Raw genomic sequence first — 26,455 nt, forward strand, 5'->3', positions numbered from 1 at the left:
GCCGGCGTTGGCCCTGGGCAACGTCAGACTGAGAGACACCTGCTGGAGAAAAACATGTCGGCTGTATTAACAAAAGAAGCGGCCCTGGTTCACGAGGCGCTGCTGGCGCGTGGCCTGGAAACCCCACTGCGCGGCAAGATGCTGGAGAGTGAAACCCGTAAGCGCCTCATCGCTGAGCACATGACGGAAATCATGAACCTGCTGAATCTCGATCTGGAAGACGATAGTCTGGCGGAAACCCCTCACCGCATCGCCAAAATGTATGTGGAAGAGATCTTTTCCGGTCTGGATTACGCCAATTTCCCGAAAATCACCATTATCGAAAACAAGATGAAAGTGGACGAAATGGTGACGGTGCGCGACATCACCCTGACCAGTACCTGCGAACACCACTTTGTGACTATCGACGGTAAAGCCACGGTGGCCTACATCCCGAAAGAGGGCGTGATTGGGCTGTCCAAAATCAACCGTATCGTGCAGTTCTTCTCCCAGCGCCCGCAGGTGCAGGAGCGTCTGACCCAGCAGATTCTGGTGGCGTTGCAGACGCTGCTCGGCACCAACAACGTGGCGGTGTCGATTGACGCGGTGCACTATTGCGTCAAGGCGCGCGGTATTCGCGACGCCACCAGCGCCACCACCACCACGTCGCTGGGCGGCCTGTTCAAATCCAGTCAGAATACCCGGCAGGAGTTCCTGCGCGCCGTGCGTCATCACCACAACTGATCGTCCCGGTTGGTTGTCTTCCGGCGGCCGGTGTCGGCCGCCATAAAATCATGGGCATTTGCCGTGCCAGTCACTACAATTCGCTGATACTTCCCTGTATTTGCTAAAAGCCATGTCGCCACCGCCTCATTCTTCATCCCGTATTCCTATGCTGGACTTCGCCCGTGGCCTGGCGATGCTCGGCATTCTGTTAATGAATATTGTCTCGTTCGGTCTGCCGCACGCGGCCTACCTCAACCCGGCGTGGCAGGGGCCGCCTTCCGCCGCGGATGCCTGGACGTGGGCGCTGATGGATATGGTGGCGCAGGGGAAATTTCTCACCCTGTTTGCCCTGCTGTTTGGCGCCGGGCTGCAACTGCTGCTAAAACGCGGCAAGCGTTGGATTCATGCGCGATTGTTCTGGCTGATGGTGTTCGGTCTGTTTCACAGCATTTTTATGTGGGACGGCGATATCCTGCTGGACTATGGCCTGATCGGCCTGGTGTGCTACGGCCTGTTGCGGCACGCCGACAGCACCCGCATGTTGCTGCGTACCGGTGTGGTGCTGTATCTGATGGGGCTGGCGATGCTAGTGGTGTTGAGTCAGGTGCTAAGTCCGGACGGCGGCAGTTTCTGGCAGCCGGGGCCGGCCGAGGTCACCTATGAAGCCTGGTGGCTGGTGCAAGGCGGGCCGGAAGCCTGGCGTAATCGACTGTCGTTGCTGAATGAAAGCCTGTTGTCGCTGGGCATCCAGTATGGCTGGCTGCTGGCCGGGTCGATGGTGATGGGCGCGGCGCTGATGCGCAGCGGCTGGCTGCGTGGGCAGTTTAGCCAGCGGCATTATCGCCGCGTCGCGCTATGGCTGCTGCCGTTGGCGTTGCTGATTGACGGGGTGGGCGTCGCTGCACAGTGGCAACTGCAATGGGACTACCGCTGGTGCGGTTTGCTGTTGCAAATCCCGCGGGAAGTGGGCGCGCCGCTGCAGGCGATTGCGTATCTGGCGTTGTGTTACGGCTTCTGGCCGACGCTGGCGAACTGGCGGCTAACTCGCTGGATTGTCGATGTCGGGCGTATGGCGTTAAGCAGCTATCTGTTGCAAACCCTGATTTGCACCGCGCTGTTCAACCGCCTCGGCTGGTTTATGCAATTGGATCGCTGGCAGCTATTGCTGGTGGTACCGCCGGTATGGCTATGCAATCTGCTGGCGGCGCGTATCTGGCTGGGCGCTTTCCGGCAAGGGCCGCTAGAGGGCGTATGGCGCTGGCTGACGGCTCGGGTTGCCGGGCCGGTTTCTGCGCAATCCGCGCATGAACCCTGATCAGCGGGATGCCGGCGGCGACGGTTTCTGCCGCAGCGGCGGCTCCACGCGCGAATCCAGGTCGTTCATGAATTCAGGCGGCACCGCCGGGTAACTGGGCTCGTCATCCGAAATCTTGTACTCGGATGGAATCGGCACCTGCGGCCCCAGAAAGCGGGGTTCGCGCTTGAGAATGTAGAGATCGAACAGCGTACCCAACCGGGCGCCGAACTCCCGCATACGTACCTGCCAGATATCCTTGGGCGACGGCACCGCGAAGCACTGCGCCTGAATACCTTTGTGCAGCGCGATAAATAGCGCACGCTCGCAGTGGAATCGCTGGGTAATAATGGTGAAATCGTTGGTATCGAACACTTTGCGGGTGCGCACGATGGAGTCCAGCGTGCGGAATCCGGCATAGTCCAGCACAATATTGGTGGGCGGAACCCCGGCGGCGATCAGATCGCGTCGCATGGTCATGGGTTCGTTATAACTTTGCTGGGCATTGTCGCCGCTCAGCAGCAGGTAGCTGACCTTGCCGCTGTTGTAGGCGTTGAGCGCGCCCTGAATCCGGAACAGATAATACTGGTTGATGACGCCGGCGCGATAATACTTGGCGGTGCCCAAGACTACCCCGACCTGGCGCGGCGGCAGATCCTGCACATCCTCGTAAATGTAGGGCGCGGTGCGCCAGCTGATACAGCGGTCAAGCAGAAAAGCGCCGCAGGCCATCACCAGAATGGCGGTGAAAAGACCAAATATCAGGCGTTTCCACATGCTGCTGCCTTCGTCCGCATGGAGTAGATAGTCATGAGGCAAGGCTACTTGAGGCGTCGGAACGACGCAAGGCGAACTGTCCGGAAGCGATAAACGTTGCTGGTTTTTTGGTCAGAATGACGGGGTGGGGAAACACCAGCCGGGTTATCAACCCGACTGGTTTGGACGGAATCAGACCCGGCTGCCCCACAGGTCGTATTCGTCGGCGTGTTCGATTTTCACGGTAACCAGATCGCCCACTTTGACCCGGCTTTCGCCGTTCAGATAGACCGCGCCGTCGATCTCCGGCGCATCCGCCATGCTGCGGCCGATAGCGCCTTCCTCGTCGACTTCATCGATCAGCACTTTCAGTTCGCGGCCCACTTTGGCCTGCAGGCGTTGGCTGGAAATCTGCTGTTGTATCTGCATGAAACGGTGGTAACGCTCTTCTTTCACCGCTTCCGACACCTGATCCGGCAGGTCGTTTGCCGCTGCGCCTTCCACCGGGCTGTAACGGAAACAGCCCACGCGATCCAACTGCGCTTCCTGCAGGAAATCCAGTAGCATCTGGAAATCTTCCTCGGTTTCGCCGGGGAAGCCGACAATAAAGGTTGAACGCAGCGTCAACTCCGGGCAAATCTCACGCCAGCGCTTGATACGTTCCAGCGTTCGCTCCACCGCGCCGGGGCGCTTCATCAGCTTGAGGATTTTCGGGCTGGCATGTTGCAGCGGAATATCCAGATACGGCAGCACCTTACCGGCCGCCATCAGCGGAATGATGTCGTCCACGTGCGGGTAGGGATAAACATAGTGCAGGCGCACCCACAGCCCCAGCGTCGCCAGTTGCTCGCACAGGCTGACCATGCTGGTTTTCACCGGCTGTCCGTTCCAGAACCCGGTGCGGTGTTTGACGTCGGCGCCATAGGCGGACGTATCCTGGGAGATGACCAGCAGTTCCTTCACGCCTGCATCCGCCAGCCGTTTGGCTTCATCCAGTACTGAACCGATCGGACGGCTGTCCAAATCGCCGCGCATCGACGGAATGATGCAGAAAGTGCAACGGTGATCGCAGCCTTCGGAAATTTTCAGATAGGCGTAGTGGCGCGGCGTCAGTTTCACGCCCTGCGCCGGGATCAGGCTGGTGAACGGGTCGTGTTCCGGTTTGGGAACGTAGTGATGCACATGATTAAGCACCTGCTCGTAGCTGTGCGGGCCGGTAATTTCCAGCACTTTGGGATGCACTTCGCGGATCTGATTCTCTTTCGCACCCAGACAGCCGGTCACAATCACCTTGCCGTTTTCGTTGAGCGCTTCGCCAATCGCTTCCAGCGATTCCTGCACCGCGCTGTCGATGAAACCGCAGGTATTGACGATCACCAGATCGGCGTCGTTGTAGCTTGGCACTACCTGATACCCTTCGGTACGCAGTTCGGTCAGGATGCGCTCCGAATCCACCAGGTTTTTCGGGCAACCGAGGCTGACAAAGCCGATCTTGCGTGACAGGTCTTTGCCGGCGCCACCGGATTGATCGCTCAGGGCTTTTTGCGGTGCCGACAGCGTAGTGGTCTGGGATGGATCGAAGGTGTTAACAGTCATAGCGTCTCATACATCGGGTTGGGGCGGAAAAATGCGGCGGATTATACCTGAATCATCGTCAGGAAACAGTCCCGTGTGATTATAAAATAATCAGCGAGAACCGACCGCCGGCGACTGGCGCGGTTTGGTGGAACAGGATGCAAATTTGAGTAAATTTTACCTGGCGGTTTGGTTCAACATGCTATTAGTTTTACATTCTGTGTCGTTTTACATGTGGTGGTTTCATCGCCATGTCCCATAACAGGGAGAACCTGCATGTTTTTTCCCCGCGTTCATTTTATTACCTTGCCGCTGCTGGCGGCAGGCTGGCTGTTTTCCATGAGTCTGTTTGCTGCGCCGACAGTCACGGTGTTGCAGGATAATCTTGATCATCCGTGGTCGCTGGCGTTCTTGCCGGACGATCAGGGATTGTTGCTGACGGAACGCTCCGGCCAGTTGCGGTACTGGCAGGCTGGAAAAGGGTTGTCGGCGCCGCTCGACGGCGTTCCGGCGGTGTTTGCCCGTTCGCAGGGCGGTTTGCTCGATGTGGTGCTGTCGCCGAATTTCCGGCAGGATCGCCGCGTATACCTGAGTTATGCCGAATCGGGACCGGAAGGGCTGGCGGGAACAACGGTGGGATTTGGCGTTCTGTCGGATGATATGCGCAAACTGAACAACTTCACCGTGATTTTCCGGCAGTTGCCGAAGCGCTCGACCGGCGCCCATTTTGGTGGACGTATGGCGTTTGACCGGCAGGGGCATCTGTTTATCGCGCTGGGCGAAAATCAGCAGCGCATGCTGGCTCAGGATCTGGGCAGTTTGCAGGGCAAACTGGTGCGTCTCACCCCGGAAGGCGAGGTGCCGGCCGATAATCCGTTTGTTAACCACTCGGGCGCCAGACCGGAAATCTGGTCCTACGGATTGCGCAACCCGCAGGGGCTGGCTCTGAATCCGTGGTCCGGCGATATCTGGGAAAGCGAACACGGACCGCGCGGTGGCGATGAGGTGAATATTCCCCGTCCGGGCGAAAATTACGGCTGGCCGCTGGCGACGTACGGCATCGATTATTCGGGGCAAAAGATTCCGGAATTTCAGGGAACGGAAGTGGCCGGCACCGCCAACCCGGTTTATTACTGGAAAGTTTCGCCGGCCATCAGCGGGATGGCGTTTTACAACAGCGGCCGTTTCCCGGCCTGGCGTCATTCGTTATTCATCGGCGCGCTGGCGAGTACCAGCCTGATCCGGCTGTCGCTGGAAGGGGATCGGGTCGTTGCGGAAGAGCGGCTGCTGGCCGATCGGGGAGAGCGTATCCGCGATGTGCGGGTGGGGCCGGATGGCTATCTTTATGTGCTGACCGATCAGGATAACGGCAAATTGCTGAAAGTCGGGCTGGCGGAGTGACGACATCTAGCGTAACGGAGCGCCCGCGCCGGGCGCTCCAGCAAGATTAAGTCAGCGGCAACATCACGGTCTGACGGAATGCGTCCCGTTCGGTCAATTGCTGATACCAGCGCTCCAGATGCGGACGAGGCTGGCGGCTAATCGGCAGATTGAACCAGCTATAAGCGATGCACCCTAACGGAATGTCGCCAATGCCGAATTCATCGCCGGAAAGCCAGCGCTGCTTCGCCAGCACCGCATCGGCGATAGCAAATAATTTTTCGCAACCGGCGATGCCGGTTTCGACATCCTGCATATTGCGTTTTTCCGGCGCGGTACGCACCAGGTTGATAAAGACCTGTTTGTAAGGTTCGGTGAACCCCGCGGCCCAATCCAGCCATTTATCGATGCCGGCCTGTGTTTTCGGGTCGGCATGCCAGAAGCGGCCCTGACCATATTGCGCGGCCAGATAACGCACGATGGCATGCGATTCCCACAGCACCAGGTCGTCATCCTGCAGGCAGGGCACCAGCCCGTTGGGGTTCATGGACAGATAGTCCGGATCGCGGTTGCGGCCGAATTGCCCGCCCGCCGGCACCAGTTCATACGCCAACCCGAGTTCTGCCGCACACCAGCGCGCCTTCTTCACATTGGTCGAATTTTCACGACCCCAGATTATCAGCATCACATCACTCCTTCCCGTTGGTTTTTTACGCAATGACGCCGGCGGTTATCGTGCCGCCTGACGCTCATGCTAATGTCAGTGCTTTAAATAACGCTATTGTCACTATACTCATAGCCGCGGTGGGATGTAACCGCTTCTTAGGTGGCGATTTATTCGTCATTCGGTACAACAGACAGACAGGAAATATTGATATAGCTTTTTTCTATTTACCAATCAGGCTGATATTTCCAATAATGACCGCTATTTATTAGCAGACAGGATAACTATTACATGGCATTAACCCATTCGATTCGCGCCGCGCTGACGGTTGCGCTTTTGGCTTCTGGAACCTCGCTGGCGTTAGCGCAGAGCGACCCGCACACGATCGTATTCGGCGTAGCGCCAGGGCCATACGGGGATATGGTGAATCAGGCCATCAAGCCGGAGCTGACCAAAAAAGGCTACAACGTGGTGGTGCGTGAATTCAGCGACTATGTGCAGCCCAATCTGGCGTTGTCTAACGGCAGCATCGACGCCAACCTGTTCCAGCATACGCTGTATCTGGAAAAATTTTCCGCCGATAAAGGGCTGAAACTCACTCGCCTGATCACGGTGCCGACCGCCAGTATGGGGTTCTACTCCCGTAAAATTACCTCGCTGGATCAATTGAAGAAAGGCGATGTGATCACCTTGTCCAACGACCCGACCAATCTGGCGCGCGGTCTGCGTTTTCTGCAATCGTTGGGGTTGATCACCATTAAACCGAATATTGATCCGACCAAAGCGTCGGAAAAAGATATTCAGAACAACCCGCGCGAACTGGTGTTCAAGCCGCTGGAGGCTGCGCAACTGCCGCGTACGCTGGATAGCGTGACCGCGTCGCTGGTGAACGGCAACTTTGCCATCGCCGCCGGGCTGAAACTCTCTTCCGCGTTGAAGCTGGAAACGCTGGATGAAAACCTGAAAAACGTGATTGCGGTGCGCACCGATGATCTGGACAAGCCGTTTGTGAAAGAGATTAAAGCGGTGGTGGAATCCCCGGCGTATGCCGCGGTGATTAACGATCCGGCCACGATGTTCAGCCAGTTCCAGCGTCCTGACTGGATGACGGCGCAAACGCCGGCGCCGGCCAAATAATAATCACCTGAAGCCGATGGCGTTTGAGGTATGACGCCATCGGCAGTACGCCGATTCAGAACAAGGATCGCGTAGTATCAGCATGAGCCGGTCTTCGACCGGCTTTCTGTTTTTCTTCCATTGGTTATCAGGAGTCATGCGGATAATGATTCAGTTAGAAAATATCTGCGTAGAATTTCCTCAGGGAAAAGGCGCGGGCGCGCGGGCGGTGGATGACGTCAGCCTGCACATTCGTCAGGGAGAGGTCTACGGGATTGTCGGGGCCAGCGGGGCGGGAAAGAGTACGCTGCTGCGCACCATTAATCTGCTGCAACGCCCGGTTTCGGGTCAGGTACGGGTCAATAGCGTGCAGGTCAGCGACCTGAGCGGTCAGGCGCTGCGGACCGAACGTCAGAAAATTGGCATGATTTTTCAGCATTTCAATTTGATGCAGACGCGCACCGTAGCGCAGAACGTGGCATTCAGCCTGCGCGCCGCCGGTAAACCGACACCGATTATCGATCAGCGGGTTCCGGAAATTCTGGCGCTGGTTGGGCTGGCGGATAAAGCCGACGCCTATCCGTCGCAGTTGAGCGGCGGTCAAAAACAGCGTGTGGGCATCGCCCGCGCCATCGCCAATCACCCGGAAGTGCTGCTGTGCGATGAGCCGACGTCGGCACTGGATCTGGAAACGTCAGCGGCGATTCTGGATTTGCTAAAAGAGATCAATCAGAAGCTGGGCATCACCATTGTGTTGATCTCCCACGAAATGAGTGTGATCAAGGCGATTTGCGATCGAGTGGCGGTGATGACCGGCGGTCGTGTGGTGGAAGAGGGCGATGTGTTCGATATTTTCGCCACGCCGCGACATGCCTTTACCCGGCAACTGGTGTCGCACACCCTCAATCTGGAACTGCCGGCGCGCCTGAAGGAAGAGTTGCGCGGCACGTTGCTGAAAATCCTGTTCATCGGCGAGTCGGCAGAGCAACCGGTGTTGTCGGATGTGGCGACCCGCTATGGCGTATCGGTCAATATCCTGCACGGCAAAATCGAGTATATCGGTCATCGGGCGTTAGGCATTCTGGTCGCGCTACTGACCCATCCCAGTGACGATCGGGTTGTGGCGGACGCGGTGAAACACATTCAACAACGCACGGCTCAGGTGGAGGTGCTGCATGGCTGAGTTGCTGGCCGATCTGTTCAATGCCTTTGGCGAAACCTTCCAGATGGTAGGCATTTCGACGCTGTTTGCGTTGCTGGGCGGGTTGCCGCTTGGGTTCCTAATCTATGTAACCGACCGTCATCTGTTCTGGGAAAATCGGTTTCTCTATCTGTTCGGTACTGTGCTGGTGAATATCATCCGTTCGATTCCGTTCGTCATTTTGCTGGTATTGTTGCTGCCGTTGACCCAGTTCCTGCTGGGGAACACCATCGGCCCGGTAGCGGCGGCGGTGCCGATGTCGGTGGCGGCGATCGCGTTCTATGCGCGTCTGGTCGACAGCGCTCTGCGTGACGTGGATCCGGGGATTGTGGAAGCGGCGGAAGCGTTTGGCGCCAGTCCGTTGCGCATCATCTGCACGGTACTGCTGCCCGAGGCGCGCGCCGGGTTGCTGCGAGGGTTGACCATTACGCTGGTCAGTCTGATCGGTTACTCCGCGATGGCCGGGATTGTCGGCGGCGGCGGTGTGGGCGACCTGGCGATTCGCTTCGGCTATTACCGCTACGAAACCCAGGTGATGGTGATTACCGTGATTGCACTGGTTATTCTGGTACAGATCGTGCAAACGTTGGGTGACTGGTTGGCAAAACGCGCTGACAAGCGCGAACGTCGCCGATAATTAAATATTATTTGATAATCTACTTAGTGACCAGGCCGCTGATATTGGTTCAGCGGCCTGGCGAATAAGTGTCTTGTTATGCGAAAAACGATATTATTCTTTCCGCTACCTGTTTTGCGGCTTTCCTGTTTTCGAGGTCAAGGAAGTGACCTGCCTCAGGAATCGTACTGAATTCGCAGATCCTGATATATTTTTCCATTTTCTTGATATCGTCGGCGGTGGTGTACTCGTCATTTTCACCATTCAGAAAAAGTACCTCAGCGTTAATATCTTTGAACATTTCTATATAATGCTCTTCCTTGAGCGTGAGAACCTGGTCGATATGGAAATTGACCTGCTGGAATGCAAATTCGCTCATGGAGGAGATATGTTTCAGATTAATATGTTTCAATAAAGGCGGCAGGAATTTACCTACTTCATTATTGAGCAGTTCTGCCGCGTTTTCGAATTCCTTCGAGTGAATATATTGCCTGGCGCGTTGGATATAATCTCGCATTTTATCGTTAAGATGCGCTGAAAATGACGCGATCACGGCTTTCTTGATCTGCTTGGGCTTGTTTGACAAGGCAAGCATTGAAGACAGGCCGCCCCAGGAAATCGACAGGATATGGTCCGGTTCAAGCGTGTCGATGAGATGAAGCAGGATATTGACTTCATCGCTTTTGGTTATGACTCTATCCAGCGTGTTGTGAGGCAGGGATTCACCAATAAACGGCAAATCAAAAAGAATTATATTAAACCTGCTGGACAGGTTTTTTACGGTATTTTTGAATGCTGCGGTTGTCGATAGTGCTCCGTTAACCATAATAATGGTTTCATGTGCAGGATCGGAAATATGCTTTTCAACATATATTTTCCATGAGTCATATGTGACAATGCATTTTTCTATGGACATGATAAATTCCCTTTTGTTTGCCCGGCCAAGGCATGGCGCTATCGTTAGAACATTTTTATTTGTGAGATTTAACCGAATTAATAATTCTCCCTCTGAAAAAAGACCGAAGGAAAACCGTTTCTATCCTTGTTGTTAATATATTGACATCGTTAATTTATCACATTATTTGGGATGAGATAAATGCCACTTAATTTATTCGCAGCATTAAGCTTTCTAAAAAGAAATAACATATTAAAAATGTCGACCTAAGCGGTATGCAAAGATGATTTGATAAAAAATTTTAATGATTTCGACAGATGTGTGGGCGAGGACGTGCTGTGGTGGCGTAAACAAGGGGATTATCGCCTGTTGGTAGTGAATCTGACTGTGTGCTCGGGCGGATTCTGCTGATTTTTTATTTTCTTTGACGAACTTTACAGAGTGAACGATTTTATTCTCAGGTATGCCGGGCTACCTTAGTACGGGTTAGACTGGGTAAACCGATTGATCCTCTTCACTTTTAACAATTTATGGGCAGCGCGCATGAAGATAGTGACACCTCTCATTTCCTGGGGACGCGTAGTCGTGGTGGCCGCCACGGTGCTGATGACGGTTTCGCCGGTACTTCGGGCTGAGCAGATGCCGCCTCCGCCGCAAATTGAGGCCAAAGCCTTTATTCTGATCGATTACGCCAGCGGGCGGGTGCTGGCGGAGTCGAATGCCGATGTCAGGTTGGATCCCGCCAGCCTGACTAAAATCATGTCCAGCTATGTGATTGGTCAGGCCATCAAGGTGGGGAAGATCACGCCGGAAGATAAAGTCACCGTTGGGAAAGATGCCTGGGCTACCGGTAATCCGGTGCTGCGTGGGTCGTCGTTGATGTTCCTTAAGCCGGGTGACCAGATTCCGGTGTCCGATCTTAATAAAGGCATGGTGATTCAGTCCGGCAACGATGCCAGTATCGCGCTGGCGGATTATGTCGCCGGCAGCCAGGATGCCTTCGTCAGCCTGATGAACCAGTACGCCGCCACACTTGGGCTGGCGAATACCCATTTTCTCACGGTACATGGTCTGGATACGTCTGGGCAGTACAGCACCGCCCGCGACATGGCGCGCCTGACTCAGGCGTTGATCCGCGATGTACCGGGCGAATACGCGCTACACAGCGAAAAAGAATTTACGTTCAATAATATCCGCCAGCCAAACCGCAACCGCCTGCTGTGGAACAGCAATCTGCGCGTGGATGGCGTGAAAACCGGCTATACCGGCGGGGCGGGTCACAGTCTGGTGGCGTCCGCCGTCGATGGCGACATGCGGCTGATTTCGGTCGTGCTGGGCGCGCCGTCGGACGCGGTGCGCTTTCGGGAGAGTGAAAAACTGCTGACCTGGGGGTTCCGCTTCTTTGAAACCGTGACGCCGGTGCGCAGCGATACGCCATTTACCACGTCGCGGGTGTGGTTCGGCACCGAAAAACAGGCCAGACTGAGCGTCGCGCAGGATGCCGCGCTGACCGTGCCGAAAGGGCAAATGAAAAACCTGAAGGCCAGTTTCACGCTGGCGCAGCCGCAGTTGCAGGCGCCGTTGAAGAAAGGTCAGGTGGTCGGAACCATTGATTTTCAGCTGGATGGCAACAGTGTCGGCCAGCGTCCATTGGTGGTGATGGAGGATATACCGGAAGCCGGCTTCTTCAGCCGCCTGTGGGATAGGGTGCTGATGACGCTGTCCGGCTGGTTTGGCGGGGTATTCGGTTAACCGGCCTGAAATTGCGAGCAGATGGCCCAGCCGGGTCATCTGCCGTGAGTAAGGTCGTCAGTCTCAGGGCGTCAGCAATCGAATGTTGTTGGCTTTGAGATAGTGTATGCAGTCAGCGTCCGGCGTGTGGTTGGTAATGACCGTGTCAAATAAGGTCAGCGCGCCGATGCGCGCGGGCTTGCGTTTGCCGAATTTGCTGCCGTCCGCCACCAGAATCACGCGCTGGGATAACGCCATGGCGCGGTGTTTCATCGCCAGTTCGGCGAAGTTAAAACAGGTGGCGCCGGCCTCCTGATCGATTCCCCCCGCTGAGATGAACGCTTTGGTCGGGCAGATCTGATCCAGTTCATGCTGACGCCCCAGCGGAGTAAAAATGGCGTTGTCAGGATGGAACTCTCCACCGCACAGGATCACCCGGCCGTTCGGTTTGCCTTGCAGCACCAGAAACGTATTGAGCGAATAGCAAATGCCGGTAAACGGCAGGTCATCCGGAATGGCGGCAATGATGAAAGGGATGGTGGTGCCGCAGTCAAAAAACACGGTATCGTTTGGTTCGATGCAGGCGGCGGCCAGCTCGCCCACGATGCTTTTTTCCACCACATGCTTGGTCTGCTGATCGGAGACAAAATAGCTGGTGGCGCCGTTGGCTTTCAGATCACAAACCACGTAGCCGCCCAGCAGCACTACCGACGCCTCCGGCTGGGCGTTCAGGTCGCGTCGAACTGTCATCTCAGAGACGCCGAGCAGTTGCGCCGCATCCTTCAGGTGCAGTTTATCGGCCTTTTTTAAAGCCTGAGCCAGTTTGTTGAGCCGTGCTGCGCGACGCGTTTCCATGTTTTTCCTCGATAATGCCGGTCAGACGTGCTCCGATGCAGAATCTTCACCATGCACTACGCCATCCTTCATGACAAATGCCTGAATCGGGATACGTGATTAAGGATGAAAGTGAAATGCACCGGGGATGGTTAACCGCTGGCAATGTGCGCTGACTGCTCAGCAGATGGGGCATTAATATAACCTTCATGAAAGGTGGGGCGCAAATCCATCATGAAAATGTTATAACGCACCGGACCTTATTAGATCGGCTAATTAACGTAAATAAACCAATGGGTAATTCGCGTGACGCCGGCAGATAACATCGGGGGCTAAACCATAAAAAAGAAAATGCCCGTCGCTCTTGAACCTAACCGGCGTGAACGACGGGCTCCTCAATTCAGGGATATCAAAGAAAAGCAGTGGCATTTATTCAGACTTTACCTCTGGAAAAAAGTTCTGCGTAATTCGAAAAAAAATTGACGTTGATTTACAAAGTGACTCAGCCGGGCAGTTGCGGCCAGATAATCACAATCAACGACCCGGCCAGCGTCAGCAATACGTTGGCGATGGCATAGGTACCGGCGTAGCCCAACGCCGGGATATTGCTGCGGGCGGCGTCACTGATGATCTCCATCGCCGGGGCGCAGGTGCGCGCGCCCATAATGGCGCCGAACAGCAGCGCCCGGTTCATGCGCAGCACATAGGCGCCAAACAGAAAACAGATCACCACCGGCAACAGGCTGACGATCAGCCCGGATAGCACCATCTGGATGCCGATGTCGCCGAAGCTGTGGTTGATGGTGCTGCCGGCGCTGAGTCCGACGCCGGCCATGAAGACCATCAGGCCGAACTCTTTTACCATATTCAGCGCGCCCTGCGGGATGTAACCGAACGTCGGGTGGTTGGCGCGCAGAAAACCGAGCATGATGCCGGAAAACAGCAAGCCTGCCGCGTTGCCGATGCCGAAGGAGAAATTGCGGAACTGGAAGGTGATTAGCCCCACCATGATGCCGATGATGAAAAAGGCGCAGAAGGCCAGCAAGTCGGTGACCTGGCTGTGAATGGAAATAAACCCGATGCGGTCAGCGATGCTTTTCACCCGACGGGCATCGCCGCTGACCTGCAAAACGTCCCCTTTGTTCAGCACCACGGCGTCGTCGATCGGCATTTCAATCTGGCTGCGGACGATGCGGTTGAGGAAACAACCGTGGTCGGTGAGTTTCAACTGGCTCAGGCGCTTGCCCACGGCGTTGTGGTTTTTCACCACGATTTCCTCGGTCACGATCCGCATATCCAGCAGGTCGCGCTCAAACACTTCCTTGCCGTCGCGGAAATTGGGGTTGAGGCGGGCGTGAGCGTCCGGATACCCCACCAGCGCGATTTCATCGCCTAATTGCAGTACGGCGTCGCCATCCGGCGTCGCCAGAATGCCATTGCGACGGATGCGCTCAATGTAGCAACCGGTCTGACGATAAATGCCCAGTTCGCGCAGGTTTTTGCCGTCAGCCCAGGCCACCAGCTCCGGCCCGACCCGGTAGGCGCGAATGATCGGCAGGTAGATCTTGCGCTGACTGTCGGCGTCCAGCCCACGTTCGCGGGCAATCTGCTGGGCGCTGGTCGGCAGGTCCTGATGTTGCAGTTTGGGCAGGTAACGGGCGCCGAAAATCAGGCTGACCAGACCGATCAGGTAGGTCAGCGCGTAGCCCAGACTCAGTTGCTCCTGCGTCATCGCTAACTGCGGCCCGAGGCTGATGGTGTTGCGCAGCGTATCCCCGGCACCCACCAGCACCGGCGTCGATGTCATCGCCCCCGCCAGCATGCCGGCGGTCAGGCCGATTCCCCAGCCGAATACCTTGCCCAGCACCAGAGCGATCAGCAATGCGCTGCTGACCATGACCAGTGCCAGCATCAGGTAATTTTTGCCGTCGCGAAAAAAAATCGAGAAGAAGTTGGGGCCGGCTTCCACGCCGACGCAGAAAATAAACAGCATAAAACCGAGGTTGAGCGCGTCGGTGTTGATGGCGAAATGCTGCTGCCCGAGCAACAGCGAAACCACCAGAACGCCAATGGAATTACCGAGTTGAACCGAACCGAGCCGCAATTTTCCCAGACAAAGACCTAAACAGAGAACCACGAACAGCAGCAGAATGTAATTCCCGTTTAACAAATCAGCGACGTTTATATTCATGGAATGTAACTTGTTGTTTACTGGTAAATTATTGATATAAAAAATAATTTAGACTAAATTTACCCCATTGCAGGGGTTCCGGCCATGTCTGGACGACAACATGATGATAAGGAAGGCTTGGCTCCGTTATTCATTATCCGGCAATGCCCCGAAACAGCGGCGGCACCGTCTGGTATGGCAACGCCATTTTAGTGATTTCTCCAGCGGACAACCAGCTGATGATGCTGATAAATCATCTCATCGCTGGCTTTTCGTCCCATCAGGGATACCTGCCGCGGCATGATTGCTGTGGGCGACGATCGTCGCTCGTCATGCGCGGCTTTAGTCTATTTCGGGGAGGCTCACATGACAGGCAACAACAGAGGTTGGTTGGGCGTGGTCAGTTGTTTTGTCTTGTTTACGCTGGTGTTTCTAAGTCAGAAAATGCGAATTGTCGGCACGTCGCTGGAAGACGGTTTCCGGGGCGACCCCGGAATGTTGCTGTTTTTGCTGCCGGGGATGGTATCGAGCTATCTGTCGCGCAACCGGCGATTACATTATCCCCTGATGGGGGCGTTGGTGGCGATGCCGATCTGCCTGCTGGTGCTGCAACTGTGGCAGTTTTCCAGCCTGTCGTTCTGGCAGGAGCTGGCTTATGTCAGCAGTGCGGTATTCTGGTGCCTGATGGGAGGGCTGGTGTTCCTGTTTTTGCGAGCGGTCAGCCGACACTATTTCCACTAAAGCTGTTTCAGTCGGAGAGGTTTTCGTTAGTGGTTCGTTGCCCAACGCCATAGATAGCCGTGAGGCGACGTGCTCATCTCGTATGGCAGAAAAACAAAAAGGCGCCGCTGGCGCCTTTTTTTGCCGGTAACCGGGATTACTGGAACAGGTTTTCTCTGGCGTAGGCTTCGAAGTCGGTGCAGCCGCCAATGTGTTTTTCATCCAGGAAAATCTGCGGAACGGTTTCCACCGGTTTACCTACCGTTTTGGACAAGTCGGCCTTGGTGATGCCTTCCGCGTGAATGTCGACGTAACGGTAATTGAAATCGTCACGCTCTTCGGTCAGTTTCTCAGCCAACTCTTTGGCGCGAACACAATAAGGACAGCCGGGGCGACCGAAAATAACAGCGTACATGTGAACTCCTTACGTTCTAATTTTGTCTGGGTTTCCCTGTAATCAGGGAGATACCCAGGTTGTAAACGGTTTCTAGTCAACCGCGTTACTATTTAGTGTAGCCAACTGCGTTACTATGCCTGCAATCAGGGTCGATCTGAAGTAGTCATTGCCTGTCATAACGATTAGCGTCATCTATTGCAACCGTGTGCGACGCCAGATATAGCCTAAAATCGCCGGTGGCATTGGTCTGTCTGACGGTCTGACATATACTTGCCACTTAATACCGAAAGGTAGGTTGCATCCAGGTTGCTCCTGTTCATGAGGCGTGACGGCTGCGGCGAACCAGCCCCAGCTTGTCGGCGCGAAATCAGTGCAGGACGCCGCGGAATGGTCGTTTTATCAACAGAACGGCGACGCCGGATGGCAGCACGCCGGGTACCGCGCTTGTCTGCCTGTGTTTCGCGCCGGAAAGCGCAGCCGGCGTTGTGTCATCTCAACATTGTGTTTCAGGGATATTCAACGTGACGCCAACCATTTCACTGTTACGCCAGCACCGCTCCATCCGATCGTTTACCGACCAGCCGCTCAGCGATGAGCAGCGCAATGCCATCATCGCCGCTGCACAGAGTGCGTCCACCTCCAGTTTCCTGCAATGCAGTTCGATTATTCGCATTACCGATCCCACATTACGCTCGCATCTGGTGCATCTGACCGGCGAACAGCCTTGGGTCGGACAGGCGGCGGAGTTCTGGGTGTTCTGCGCCGATTTTCATCGTCATCAGCAGATTTATCCGCAAGCTGAATTGGGGCTGGCGGAACAGTTGTTGCTCGGCTGCGTCGATACCGCGCTGATGGGGCAGAATGCGCTGGTGGCGGCCGAATCGCTGGGATTGGGCGGCGTCTTCATTGGCGGCGTGCGCAACCAGATCGCCGAAGTAACCCGGTTGCTGGCGTTGCCGCAACAGGTATTGCCGCTGTTTGGGCTGTGTCTGGGGTATCCGGCCGCGCAGCCTGATCTCAAGCCGCGTCTGCCGGCGGCGCTGGTGGTGCATGAGAACCGCTATCAGCCGCTGGATCACGCCGTGCTGGCGGAATATGACCAGCATATCGTCGAGTATTATCGCCACCGCGACAGCAATCAGCGTATGGAAAGCTGGAGCGACCAAATCCGACGCACCCTGAGCAAGGAACGTCGTCCGTTCATGCTGGACTACCTGCGACAGCAGGGCTGGGCCACCCGATAGCACCGGAGCGCTATGAAAATCGCCATTCTGTCGCAGGACGGTTCTCTCTATTCCTGCAAGCGGCTATGCGAAGCGGCGGAGGAGCGGCAGCACAGCATTGAGGTGATCAATCCGCTGTCGTGCTATATGAACATTAACTCGGCCGCGCCGTCCGTTCATTATCGGGGGCGCCAACTGGACCATTATGACGCGGTGATTCCGCGTATCGGCGCAGCGATTACCTTTTACGGTACGGCCGTGTTGCGCCAGTTTGAGATGCTGGGCAGCGTCGTGCTGAATAACGCCATGTCGGTGATTCGCGCCCGCGACAAACTGCATTCGCTGCAATTGCTGGCCCGTCAGGGCATCGATTTGCCGATTACCGGCTTTGCGCACTCGCCGGACGATACCGCTGACCTGATCAAGATGGTCGGCGGCGCGCCGCTGGTGGTGAAACTGGTGGAGGGCACGCAGGGAATCGGGGTGGTGCTGGCGGAAACCCATCAGGCGGCGGAAAGCGTCATTGATGCCTTTCGTGGCCTCAACGCCCACATTCTGGTACAGGAATATGTCCGTGAAGCTCATGGCAAGGATATTCGCTGTCTGGTGGTCGGCGAACGGGTAGTGGCGGCGATCGAACGACAGGCCAAACCGGGTGATTTTCGCTCCAACCTGCATCGGGGCGGGTCAGCCAGCCGGGTGCGGATCACGCCGCAGGAGCGCGCAATTGCGGTCAAGGCCGCAAAAACATTAGGACTCAATGTGGCGGGTGTTGATATACTGCGGTCGGCGCGCGGGCCTCTGGTCATGGAGGTCAACGCTTCGCCCGGACTGGAAGGGATTGAAACCGCCACCGGGCTGGATATCGCAGGGATGATGATCGAATACATTGAACACCACCACCGTGCGACATCCCGTTCAGTCAGGGCAGGGTGAATGCCCGGCGCGGACGCAGTCTTTTGGGCGCGCCGTCGTGGTCAGTCAGCGAGGATTGGCCCTCTATTCCTGGGTTAGGCATTGCGTAGGTCAGGGTTTTTTATCATCCATGAAATATGAGGCGGTCAGATGGATTCAATCATCGTCCCTGATTTGAATTTGCTTCGGCGGTGGCTGGATCAACTGGGCATCATTTACTTCGAGTGCGACTCCTGTCAGGCCTTGCATCTGCCGCACATGCAGAATTTTGACGGCGTGTTCGACGCCAAGGTCGATATGGCCGACAGCGTCATCCTGTTCTCCGCGCTGGCGGAAGTGAAACCGACCGCCTTGATTCCGCTGGTGGGCAATCTAAGCCAGATCAACGCCAGTTCATTAACCGCCAAGGCGTTTCTCGATATTCAGGACGACAACCTGCCTAAATTGATCGTCTGCCAGACATTCAGCGCCGGCGCCGGCATCACGCTGGAACAGTTCCGCCATTTCATGCAGCAGGCTGAGGAGCAGATCTCCATGGTGATCATGGAAGCCAGCGCCAATAATCTGCTGTTTTTGGGAGATGAGGAAGAGAGCCCTGCTGAGCGTTTTAATACCTCAAGCCTGCACTGATCGCGTTATGTATCAATAGCCGACCATCAGCTTTTCTTATTTTTGCGAACCGCATTTAATGCGGTTTTTTACTGTCTAAGCCAGATGTTTTTCTGCGTTTATCGTTTCAGGACGCAGCACATAGATAAATTGTGAATAAATAATCGATAAAACCTGTTTTTTGTGTTCCGGTATGGTACGGGCGTAACAGTGCGGTTATGCTTTATTTCTGTATGGTTCAGGTAATAACGTCGCGGTTGGTTGTGTGTTAACGATGAAAAAAGCGGGTGCATAGCCATTCATCGCGCCGTCATTCTGAGCCCGGAGAAACAAAGAGCGGTGTTGTTTCCGGGCACCGTACATTCACCCCCCTATATTTACCCCCTGGTATGGAGGAAGGAACGGATGTTCACCCAACGTAAAAAATGGCTTTCGGGTGTTTTAGCCGGCTTAATGATGGCCGCGTCCGTCACCGCATCTGCGGAAGAGAAAACGCTGCACGTCTATAACTGGTCTGATTATATCGCGCCGGACACGCTGGAGAATTTCCAGAAAGAGAGCGGTATTAAAGTAGTGTATGACGTGTTTGACTCCAACGAAGTGCTGGAAGGCAAACTGATGGCCGGCAGCACGGGGTTCGACCTGGTGGTGCCTTCCGCCAGCTTCCTGGGGCGCCAGATCAGTGCCGGTGTCTTCCAGCCGCTGGATAAGAGCAAGCTGCCGAACTACAAAAATCTTGATCCCGAGCTGATGAAGCTGATCGAGGAACACGATCCGGGCCATAAATATGCGGTGCCGTATCTGTGGGCCACCACCGGTATTGGCTACAACGTGGATAAGGTAAAAGCGGTACTGGGCAAAGATGCGCCGGTCAACAGCTGGGATCTGGTGCTGAAACCGGAAAACCTGGAAAAGCTGAAGAGCTGCGGCGTTTCCTTCCTCGACGCGCCGGCTGAAATTTATGCCACGGTGCTCAACTACCAGGGTAAAAACCCGAACAGCACCAATGAGTCCGATTACACCAAAGACGCGACCGACCTGCTGTTGAAACTGCGTCCGAGCGTGCGTTATTTCCACTCGTCCCAGTACATCAACGATCTGGCGAATGGCGATATTTGCGTGGCTATCGGCTGGGCCGGCGACGTCATGCAGGCGGCCAACCGGGCGAAAGAAGCGAAAAACGGCGTGAACATCAGCTACAGCATTCCGAAGGAAGGGGCGCTGGCGTTCTTTGACGTGTTCGCGATTCCGAAAGACGCCAAAAACCTGGATTCAGCCTATCAGTTCCTCAACTATCTGCTGAAACCGGAAGTGATTGCCAACGTCAGTAACCATGTGTATTACGCCAACCCTAACAAGGAAGCGACCGCGCTGGTGAAAGACGACGTGCGTAACAACCCGAACATTTATCCGCCTGCGGATATTCGTGCCAAGCTGTTTACGCTCAAGGTACAGTCACCGAAAATCGATCGCGTGATTACGCGTTCGTGGACCAAGGTGAAAAGCGGGAAATAACCGCCACCCTTGATTCCACTTCATGCAACAGGCGGCTCAACCCCGCCTGTTTGTGCTATTTGTATTTGTGTCGCAGTCATGTGGCTGCGACTTTGTTCTGCTTCTGCCGGAGAGCAATATTAAGTGAACGAAGCGATTCCCCGCCCCCAGCCCAAACCTCAGAAAGCGGCCACGCCGTTGCTGGAAGTGCGCAACCTGACGAAATCCTATGACGGCCAGTTCGCGGTTGATGATGTCAGCCTGACCATCTATAAAGGCGAGATTTTTGCCCTGCTGGGCGCCTCGGGGTGTGGTAAATCCACGCTGCTGCGTATGCTGGCGGGTTTTGAACAGCCTACCCAGGGGCAGATTGTGCTGGACGGGCAGGACCTGTCTCTGGTGCCGCCTTACCAGCGCCCGATCAATATGATGTTTCAGTCTTACGCGCTGTTCCCGCACATGACGGTGGAGAAGAATATCGCCTTTGGCCTGAAACAGGACAAGCTGTCGCGCGGCGAAATCAAAGATCGCGTGGAAGAGATGCTGACGCTGGTGCACATGCAGGAATTTGCCGGACGCAAACCGCATCAGCTTTCCGGCGGGCAGCGTCAACGCGTGGCGCTGGCGCGCAGTCTGGCCAAGCGTCCCAAACTGCTGCTGCTGGACGAACCGATGGGCGCGCTGGATAAAAAACTGCGTGACCGTATGCAACTGGAAGTGGTCGACATTCTGGAGCGGGTAGGGGTGACCTGCGTGATGGTGACGCACGATCAGGAAGAAGCCATGACCATGGCGGGCCGTATCGCCATCATGAACCGCGGTAAATTCGTGCAGATTGGCGAGCCGGAAGAGATCTACGAAAACCCGAACAGCCGGTTTAGCGCCGAGTTCATCGGGTCGGTCAATATGTTCGAAGGATTGCTGAAAGAGCGCCAGGACGATGCGCTGATTGTGCAGAGTCCGGGGCTGGTGCATCCGCTGAAGGTCAACTCCGATGTCTCGGTGGTGGATGGCGTGCCGGTGTACATCGCGCTGCGTCCGGAAAAAATCATGCTGTGCGACGAGGTGCCGGCCGACGGCTGCAACTTCGCCGTGGGCGAAGTGGTGCACATCGCTTATCTGGGCGATCTCTCTATTTACCATGTCCGGCTGAACAGCGGTCAGATCATCAGCGCCCAGTTACAAAACGCCGACCGGTTCCGCAAAGGCTCGCCGACCTGGGGGGATGAAGTCCGCCTGTGTTGGGATGCGGACAGCTGTGTGGTGTTGACGGTATAACGGGGGAAGACGCAATGGCGATGTTATCTGAACAACATGAACCGCCGGGCCAGCCGATGAGCCCGTTGCGCGCCACGCTGGCGCGGCTGCGTATGGCGCATGGCCGCAAGCTGGTGATCGCGCTGCCGTATCTGTGGTTATTGTGCCTGTTTATGCTGCCGTTCCTGATCGTATTCAAGATCAGCTTCGCGGAAATGGCGCGTACCGTACCGCCTTATACCGATCTGCTGGAGTGGGCGGAGAACCGGCTGCAAATCAGCCTGAATATCGGCAACTACCTGCAACTGCTGTCCGACCCGTTGTATATCGACGCTTACCTGCAGTCGCTGAAAGTGGCGGCGATTTCCACCTTGTGCTGTCTGGTGGTGGGGTATCCGATGGCCTGGGCGGTGGCGCACAGCAAGTCGTCTACCCGCAACATTCTGTTGCTGCTGGTGATCCTGCCGTCATGGACGTCGTTCCTGATCCGCGTGTACGCCTGGATGGGCATTCTGAAAGATAACGGTATCCTGAATAATTTCCTGCTCTGGCTGGGCGTTATCGATCAGCCGCTGGTGATTCTGCATACCAATCTGGCGGTGTATATCGGCGTGGTCTATTCCTATTTGCCGTTCATGGTGCTGCCGATTTATACCGCGCTGACCCGCCTCGATTATTCGCTGGTGGAAGCGTCGCTGGATTTGGGCGCGCGCCCGGTAAGAACCTTCTTCAGCGTTATTGTGCCGCTCACTAAAGGCGGCATCATCGCCGGGTCGATGCTGGTGTTTATTCCCACCGTCGGCGAGTACGTGATTCCTGAGCTGCTGGGTGGGCCGGATAGCATCATGATCGGTCGTATCCTGTGGCAGGAATTCTTCAATAACCGCGACTGGCCGGTGGCGTCGGCGGTGGCGATGGTAATGCTGTTCCTGCTGATTGTTCCGATCATCTGGTTCCATAAACATCAGAATAAAGCCGCGGAGGATCAGGCATGAACAATTTACCGGTCGTGCGTTCGCCGTGGCGGACACTGATTCTGGTGCTGGGATATAGCTTCCTGTATGCGCCGATGCTGATGCTGGTGGTTTATTCCTTCAACAGTTCCCGTCTGGTGACGGTGTGGGCCGGCTGGTCCACGCAGTGGTACAGCGCGCTGTTCGAGGATTCAGCCATGATCAGCGCGGTGGCGCTCAGTCTGACCATCGCGGCGGCGTCGGCCACGATGGCGGTGGTGCTGGGAACGCTGGCGGCGGTGGTGATGGTGCGTTTCGGCAATTTCCGCGGCTCCAACGGCTTCGCATTTATGCTGACCGCGCCGCTGGTGATGCCGGACGTGATTACCGGGCTGTCGCTGCTGCTGCTGTTTGTGTCGCTGGCGCAGGCCATCGGTTGGCCGGCCGAGCGCGGCATGCTGACCATCTGGCTGGCGCACGTCACCTTCTGCTCGGCGTATGTCACCGTGGTCATCAGCGCCCGCCTGCGCGAACTGGATCACTCGATTGAAGAAGCCGCGATGGATCTGGGCGCGACGCCGCTGAAAGTGTTCTTCATCATTACCGTGCCGATGATAGCACCCGCGCTGGTTTCCGGCTGGCTGCTGGCCTTTACGCTGTCGCTGGATGATCTGGTGATTGCCAGCTTTGTCTCCGGTCCCGGCGCCACCACCTTGCCAATGCTGGTCTTTTCCAGCGTAAGAATGGGCGTTAACCCGCAGATTAACGCACTGGCATCCCTGATATTGTTGGTGGTAGGCATTATCGGTTTGATTGCCTGGTGGTTTATGGCTCGGGCGGAAAAACAGCGCCAGCGCGATTTGCAAAAAGCGAGACGCGGCTGACGGCCACGTCGTTTCCGCCCTGTATTTGCCAATTCTCGCCGCGCCGCCATACTTTCTGGTGGCGCGGTGATTTCAGGGGGAACGCAATCATACTGTACGGTAAGCGGGAGCTGCTGCGGCGGGGGATATTCGCTCCGGTCGCCATCATGGTGGCGGGGTCGGCGATTATCGCCACCCGCTGTCTGGGTATCGTCCTGACCATCAGCGAGCTGGGTCTGAGCGGTTTTGGCGGCTGGCTCAGCAGCAGCGCTAAACAGTGGGACAGCACGCTGGTGCTGCTGGCTGCGCTGTTGGTGGTTTGCCTTGAAATCCGCTGCGGGTTTGCGGTGCTCAGCGGGTTGAACTGGGGGCGCTGGTGCTTCCTGTTGACCCAGTGCCTGGTGACGGTTTACATGCTGACCGCATCGCTGGTGGAGTTTCTGCCGCCGATCTTTCATGTCAATGGCGACGGCGTCGGTGAAATCCTTAACCATCTGCTGATGCAGCGGTTGCCGGATTTTCTGCTGATTTTGCTCCTGTTCCTGCCTCGACGCAGCCAGCGTTTTTTTACGCGTCATCCCTAACTTTCCCGCACGGGGGTGATACAATCAGCCCCCTTTTGATGTTGACGACAGATTTCAGATTTTCCATGCAATGTGCCCGCTATAACGACGGTTCGTGCCGTTCCTGCCAATGGCTGGAAATCGCCTATCCGCAGCAGATGAGCGATAAGCAGCAACACCTGATCGGATTGCTGTCCGCCCATCCGGTTCAACAATGGCTGACGCCGGTGACCTCGGCGGAAGTCGCTTTTCGCAATAAAGCCAAGATGGTGGTCAGCGGCAGTGTGGAACGCCCGCTGTTGGGGATGCTGCACCGTGACGGTTCGGCGGTGGATCTCTGCGACTGTCCGCTGTATCCCGACAGCTTTACGCCGGTGTTCGCCATACTGAAAGTGCTCATCGCCCGTGCCGGCTTAACTCCTTATAACGTCGCCCGGCGTCGGGGAGAACTGAAATACCTGTTGTTGACGCAGAGCACCCTGAGCGGCCGCTTCATGCTGCGCTTTGTGCTGCGATCCGAAACCAAGCTGGCGCAATTGCGCGCCGCGTTGCCCTGGCTGCAACAGCAGTTGCCGCAGTTGGCGGTGATATCGGCGAATATTCAGCCGGTTCATCAGGCGATACTGGAAGGAGAGCAGGAGATTCCGCTGACAGAAGCGCAGGCGCTGGAAGAGCGTTTTAATCAGGTGCCGCTGTATATCCGACCGCAAAGTTTCTTCCAGACCAACCCGCAGGTGGCGGCGGCGTTGTATGACACCGCCCGGCAGTGGGTATCGGCGTTGCCGGTGCGCAGCCTGTGGGATCTGTTTTGTGGCGTGGGCGGATTCGGCCTGCATTGCGCCAGCCCTGACACGCCGCTTACCGGCATTGAGATCAGCCAGGAAGCCATCGCCTGCGCCCGTCGTTCGGCGGAGCAGCTGGGGCTGACAGAGGTCAGTTTTGCCGCGCTTGATTCCACCCGCTTTGCCGTTGGCGAGACCCAGACGCCGGATCTGGTGATCGTCAACCCGCCCCGGCGCGGTATCGGCGCTGAATTGTGCGATTACCTAAGCCGCATGGCGCCGCCGTATCTGTTGTACTCCAGCTGCAATGCCGAGAGCATGGCGAGAGACATTGCGCGCCTGCCGGCGTACCAGATACAGCAGGCGCAACTGTTCGATATGTTCCCGCACACCGCGCATTACGAGGTGCTGGCGCTGCTGCAACGACGCGTTTAACGCGATGACGGTTTAACGTGATAACGGTTTAACGTGATAACAGCGAGCGCGGCATCAGCGCCATGCCGGCCAGCGTGACCAGGCAGATCAGCGCGCCAGCGTAAAAGGTGGACGCCGCGCCCCAGACGTCCCACAGAATCCCGGCGCTCAGACTGGCCAGCAGCAGTGCTACGCCGCTTATCAGGTTGAAGACGCCGTAGGCGGTCCCGCGCAGGTCCGCCGGTGCGGTATCAGCCACCATCGCAGCCAGCAACCCCTGCGTCATTCCCATGTGTACGCCCCATAACGCGACGCCGATGATCACGCCGAGCCAGTGCTGGCTGATGGCGAGCGCCACATCGGCGGCAATCAGCACCAGCAGGCCCATTTTCAGCAGACGATGATGATCCATCCGGTCGGAAAGTTTGCCGAAGGGATAGGCGGAACAGGCATAAACCAGATTCATCGCCACCATCACCAGCGGAATCAGCGCTACGGGAATCTCTACCTGCTGTGCGCGCAGCACCAAGAAGGCTTCGCTGAAACGCGCCAGCGTAAATACCGCCCCCAGACCGACCACCCACCAATACCGGGCGGATAGCCGTTTCAGGTTATCGCGCCGGATCGGGTTGGTGCGTTTGGCAGCATTGCTCCGTTCCGGCTCGCGCAAGCCGAAAAACAACAGCGTGATCGCCAGGGCGCCGGGGATGAACGCCACCCAGAAGATAGCGCGAAAATCGTCCTGCCACAGCAACATCAGCACGACCGCCAGCAGCGGACCGGCGAAGGCGCCGATGGTGTCCAGCGACTGACGCAGGCCAAACGCCGCGCCTCGAATATCGGGCGGCGTGACGTCCGCGACCAGCGCATCGCGCGGCGCGCCGCGAATGCCTTTGCCTACCCGGTCGAGCAGGCGGGCGCCCAGCACCAGACCGGATGAGGTCGCAAGCGCAAACAACGGCTTGCTGACGGCACCCAGACCATATCCTAGCAGCGCCAGCCCTTTGCGTTTGCCGAGGTAATCGCTGAGCGCGCCGGAGAACACTTTGATGATCAGCGCGGTCGCTTCCGCCAGCCCTTCAATCAAACCGATCAAGACCACGCTGGCGCCGAGGACCGTCGTCATGAATAACGGCAGCAGGCTGTGGATCATTTCCGACGAAATGTCCATCAACAGACTGACGCCGCCCAATACCCATACCCCTTTCGGGATGCGTTTCAATGTTGAAAAATCCAGCGACATCGATTTCCTGCCTGGAGGTGATGACCCGGTAAAGAGAAAACGCTATTAAATCAATCCGCAGGGGATTTGATAAGTACAAAATGCA

Annotated in this window: 26 protein-coding genes; 17 read left to right on the top strand and 9 right to left on the bottom strand. The window is 56.4% G+C overall.

All coding sequences use genetic code 11. The features are described 5' to 3' along the window. The first annotated feature begins 54 nt into the window (after positions 1–54). Complete coding sequence (gene folE / locus CVE23_RS09760; RefSeq protein ID WP_038659451.1) at positions 55–723, top strand: GTP cyclohydrolase I FolE; 669 nt, start codon at positions 55–57, stop codon at positions 721–723. Here the strand turns inward: folE and CVE23_RS22885 are convergent. Beyond that, positions 711–860, bottom strand: a complete 150-nt coding sequence (locus CVE23_RS22885) for a hypothetical protein (RefSeq protein WP_162942894.1) — start codon at positions 858–860, stop codon at positions 711–713. The two genes, folE and CVE23_RS22885, sit on opposite strands and share 13 nt — an antisense overlap. 11 nt (positions 861–871) lie before the next feature. Between CVE23_RS22885 and yeiB the strand changes: the two genes are divergently transcribed. Beyond that, the gene (yeiB, locus tag CVE23_RS09765) at positions 872–2,020 is read left to right on the top strand and encodes a DUF418 domain-containing protein YeiB (RefSeq protein WP_188726066.1); all 1,149 of its coding nucleotides are present in this window, start codon (positions 872–874) and stop codon (positions 2,018–2,020) included. On the opposite strand, the gene sanA is transcribed toward yeiB, so the two are convergent. Further along, the gene (gene sanA, locus CVE23_RS09770) at positions 2,021–2,776 is read right to left on the bottom strand and encodes an outer membrane permeability protein SanA (protein WP_038918829.1); all 756 of its coding nucleotides are present in this window, start codon (positions 2,774–2,776) and stop codon (positions 2,021–2,023) included. Positions 2,777–2,947: 171 nt separating this feature from the next. Then, entirely contained in the window at positions 2,948–4,351 is a 1,404-nt protein-coding gene (gene rimO / locus CVE23_RS09775) for a 30S ribosomal protein S12 methylthiotransferase RimO (protein ID WP_167389547.1), read from the bottom strand. A 255-nt stretch (positions 4,352–4,606) separates the two neighbouring features. On the opposite strand from rimO, the gene CVE23_RS09780 reads away from it, so the two are divergent. Further along, the gene (locus tag CVE23_RS09780; RefSeq protein WP_038918830.1) at positions 4,607–5,731 is read left to right on the top strand and encodes a PQQ-dependent sugar dehydrogenase; all 1,125 of its coding nucleotides are present in this window, start codon (positions 4,607–4,609) and stop codon (positions 5,729–5,731) included. Positions 5,732–5,777: 46 nt separating this feature from the next. On the opposite strand, the gene CVE23_RS09785 is transcribed toward CVE23_RS09780, so the two are convergent. Then, positions 5,778–6,395 (bottom strand): glutathione S-transferase family protein, encoded by a 618-nt coding sequence (locus CVE23_RS09785; protein ID WP_038659438.1) that lies wholly within the window; start codon positions 6,393–6,395, stop codon positions 5,778–5,780. Positions 6,396–6,665: 270 nt separating this feature from the next. On the opposite strand from CVE23_RS09785, the gene CVE23_RS09790 reads away from it, so the two are divergent. The 3 genes from CVE23_RS09790 (at position 6,666) to CVE23_RS09800 (ending at position 9,328) form a co-directional block, all read left to right on the top strand. Continuing rightward, positions 6,666–7,511, top strand: coding sequence for a MetQ/NlpA family ABC transporter substrate-binding protein (locus CVE23_RS09790; protein ID WP_100849434.1), 846 nt, complete (start codon positions 6,666–6,668; stop codon positions 7,509–7,511). A gap of 145 nt (positions 7,512–7,656) precedes the next feature. Further along, a complete protein-coding gene (locus tag CVE23_RS09795; RefSeq protein WP_100849435.1) occupies positions 7,657–8,673 on the top strand; it encodes a methionine ABC transporter ATP-binding protein in 1,017 nt (338 codons plus the stop codon). Further along, positions 8,666–9,328: a methionine ABC transporter permease gene (locus tag CVE23_RS09800; RefSeq protein ID WP_038659430.1), complete on the top strand. Its 663-nt coding sequence runs from the start codon at positions 8,666–8,668 to the stop codon at positions 9,326–9,328. The genes CVE23_RS09795 and CVE23_RS09800 overlap by 8 nt, the downstream gene beginning before the upstream one ends. Before the next feature lie 76 nt (positions 9,329–9,404). Here the strand turns inward: CVE23_RS09800 and CVE23_RS09805 are convergent, their stop codons facing one another. Continuing rightward, positions 9,405–10,223, bottom strand: a complete 819-nt coding sequence (locus CVE23_RS09805) for an alpha/beta fold hydrolase (RefSeq protein WP_038918833.1) — start codon at positions 10,221–10,223, stop codon at positions 9,405–9,407. Between the two features lie 522 nt (positions 10,224–10,745). Between CVE23_RS09805 and CVE23_RS09810 the strand changes: the two genes are divergently transcribed. Beyond that, positions 10,746–11,954, top strand: a complete 1,209-nt coding sequence (locus CVE23_RS09810; RefSeq protein WP_038918834.1) for a serine hydrolase — start codon at positions 10,746–10,748, stop codon at positions 11,952–11,954. A gap of 63 nt (positions 11,955–12,017) precedes the next feature. Here CVE23_RS09810 and deoR read toward each other — a convergent pair whose 3' ends face one another. Together deoR and CVE23_RS09820 are read right to left on the bottom strand one after the other, a co-directional pair. After that, positions 12,018–12,788, bottom strand: coding sequence for a DNA-binding transcriptional repressor DeoR (gene deoR / locus CVE23_RS09815; protein WP_100849436.1), 771 nt, complete (start codon positions 12,786–12,788; stop codon positions 12,018–12,020). A 481-nt stretch (positions 12,789–13,269) separates the two neighbouring features. Further along, positions 13,270–14,958: an aspartate:alanine antiporter gene (locus CVE23_RS09820; protein ID WP_100849437.1), complete on the bottom strand. Its 1,689-nt coding sequence runs from the start codon at positions 14,956–14,958 to the stop codon at positions 13,270–13,272. 345 nt (positions 14,959–15,303) lie between these two features. On the opposite strand from CVE23_RS09820, the gene CVE23_RS09830 reads away from it, so the two are divergent. Continuing rightward, positions 15,304–15,678: an inner membrane protein YbjM gene (locus tag CVE23_RS09830; protein ID WP_038920938.1), complete on the top strand. Its 375-nt coding sequence runs from the start codon at positions 15,304–15,306 to the stop codon at positions 15,676–15,678. Between the two features lie 136 nt (positions 15,679–15,814). On the opposite strand, the gene CVE23_RS09835 is transcribed toward CVE23_RS09830, so the two are convergent. Further along, a complete protein-coding gene (locus tag CVE23_RS09835; protein ID WP_012770093.1) occupies positions 15,815–16,072 on the bottom strand; it encodes a GrxA family glutaredoxin in 258 nt (85 codons plus the stop codon). 503 nt (positions 16,073–16,575) lie between these two features. Here CVE23_RS09835 and nfsA point away from each other — a divergent pair. The 9 genes from nfsA to rlmC all read left to right on the top strand — a co-directional run bounded on the left by nfsA (position 16,576) and on the right by rlmC (position 25,148). Beyond that, a complete protein-coding gene (gene nfsA / locus CVE23_RS09840) occupies positions 16,576–17,298 on the top strand; it encodes an oxygen-insensitive NADPH nitroreductase (RefSeq protein ID WP_100849438.1) in 723 nt (240 codons plus the stop codon). 12 nt (positions 17,299–17,310) lie between these two features. Beyond that, a complete protein-coding gene (rimK, locus tag CVE23_RS09845) occupies positions 17,311–18,213 on the top strand; it encodes a 30S ribosomal protein S6--L-glutamate ligase (RefSeq protein ID WP_038918838.1) in 903 nt (300 codons plus the stop codon). 129 nt (positions 18,214–18,342) lie between these two features. Further along, entirely contained in the window at positions 18,343–18,822 is a 480-nt protein-coding gene (locus tag CVE23_RS09850; RefSeq protein WP_033568365.1) for a YbjN domain-containing protein, read from the top strand. Between the two features lie 384 nt (positions 18,823–19,206). Then, on the top strand, positions 19,207–20,316 hold the full coding sequence (gene potF / locus CVE23_RS09855; RefSeq protein WP_038918839.1) for a spermidine/putrescine ABC transporter substrate-binding protein PotF: 1,110 nt from the start codon (positions 19,207–19,209) through the stop codon (positions 20,314–20,316). Positions 20,317–20,439: 123 nt separating this feature from the next. Beyond that, positions 20,440–21,573, top strand: coding sequence for a putrescine ABC transporter ATP-binding subunit PotG (gene potG / locus CVE23_RS09860; protein ID WP_039693334.1), 1,134 nt, complete (start codon positions 20,440–20,442; stop codon positions 21,571–21,573). Between the two features lie 14 nt (positions 21,574–21,587). Further along, positions 21,588–22,547, top strand: coding sequence for a putrescine ABC transporter permease PotH (gene potH / locus CVE23_RS09865; protein WP_100849439.1), 960 nt, complete (start codon positions 21,588–21,590; stop codon positions 22,545–22,547). Next, on the top strand, positions 22,544–23,389 hold the full coding sequence (gene potI, locus CVE23_RS09870; RefSeq protein WP_038918842.1) for a putrescine ABC transporter permease PotI: 846 nt from the start codon (positions 22,544–22,546) through the stop codon (positions 23,387–23,389). The genes potH and potI overlap by 4 nt, the downstream gene beginning before the upstream one ends. 146 nt (positions 23,390–23,535) lie before the next feature. Beyond that, positions 23,536–23,952 carry a YbjO family protein gene (locus CVE23_RS09875; RefSeq protein ID WP_202438276.1) on the top strand — a complete coding sequence of 139 codons (417 nt, stop codon included), beginning with the start codon at positions 23,536–23,538 and terminating at the stop codon, positions 23,950–23,952. Between the two features lie 65 nt (positions 23,953–24,017). Continuing rightward, positions 24,018–25,148, top strand: a complete 1,131-nt coding sequence (rlmC, locus tag CVE23_RS09880; protein ID WP_100850447.1) for a 23S rRNA (uracil(747)-C(5))-methyltransferase RlmC — start codon at positions 24,018–24,020, stop codon at positions 25,146–25,148. 28 nt (positions 25,149–25,176) lie between these two features. Here the strand turns inward: rlmC and CVE23_RS09885 are convergent, their stop codons facing one another. After that, positions 25,177–26,370 (bottom strand): MFS transporter, encoded by a 1,194-nt coding sequence (locus CVE23_RS09885; protein ID WP_038918845.1) that lies wholly within the window; start codon positions 26,368–26,370, stop codon positions 25,177–25,179. Between the last annotated feature and the right edge of the window lie 85 nt (positions 26,371–26,455).

The sequence above is a fragment of the Dickeya fangzhongdai genome, from assembly GCF_002812485.1.
GTDB classification, from domain to species: Bacteria; Pseudomonadota; Gammaproteobacteria; order Enterobacterales; family Enterobacteriaceae; genus Dickeya; species Dickeya fangzhongdai.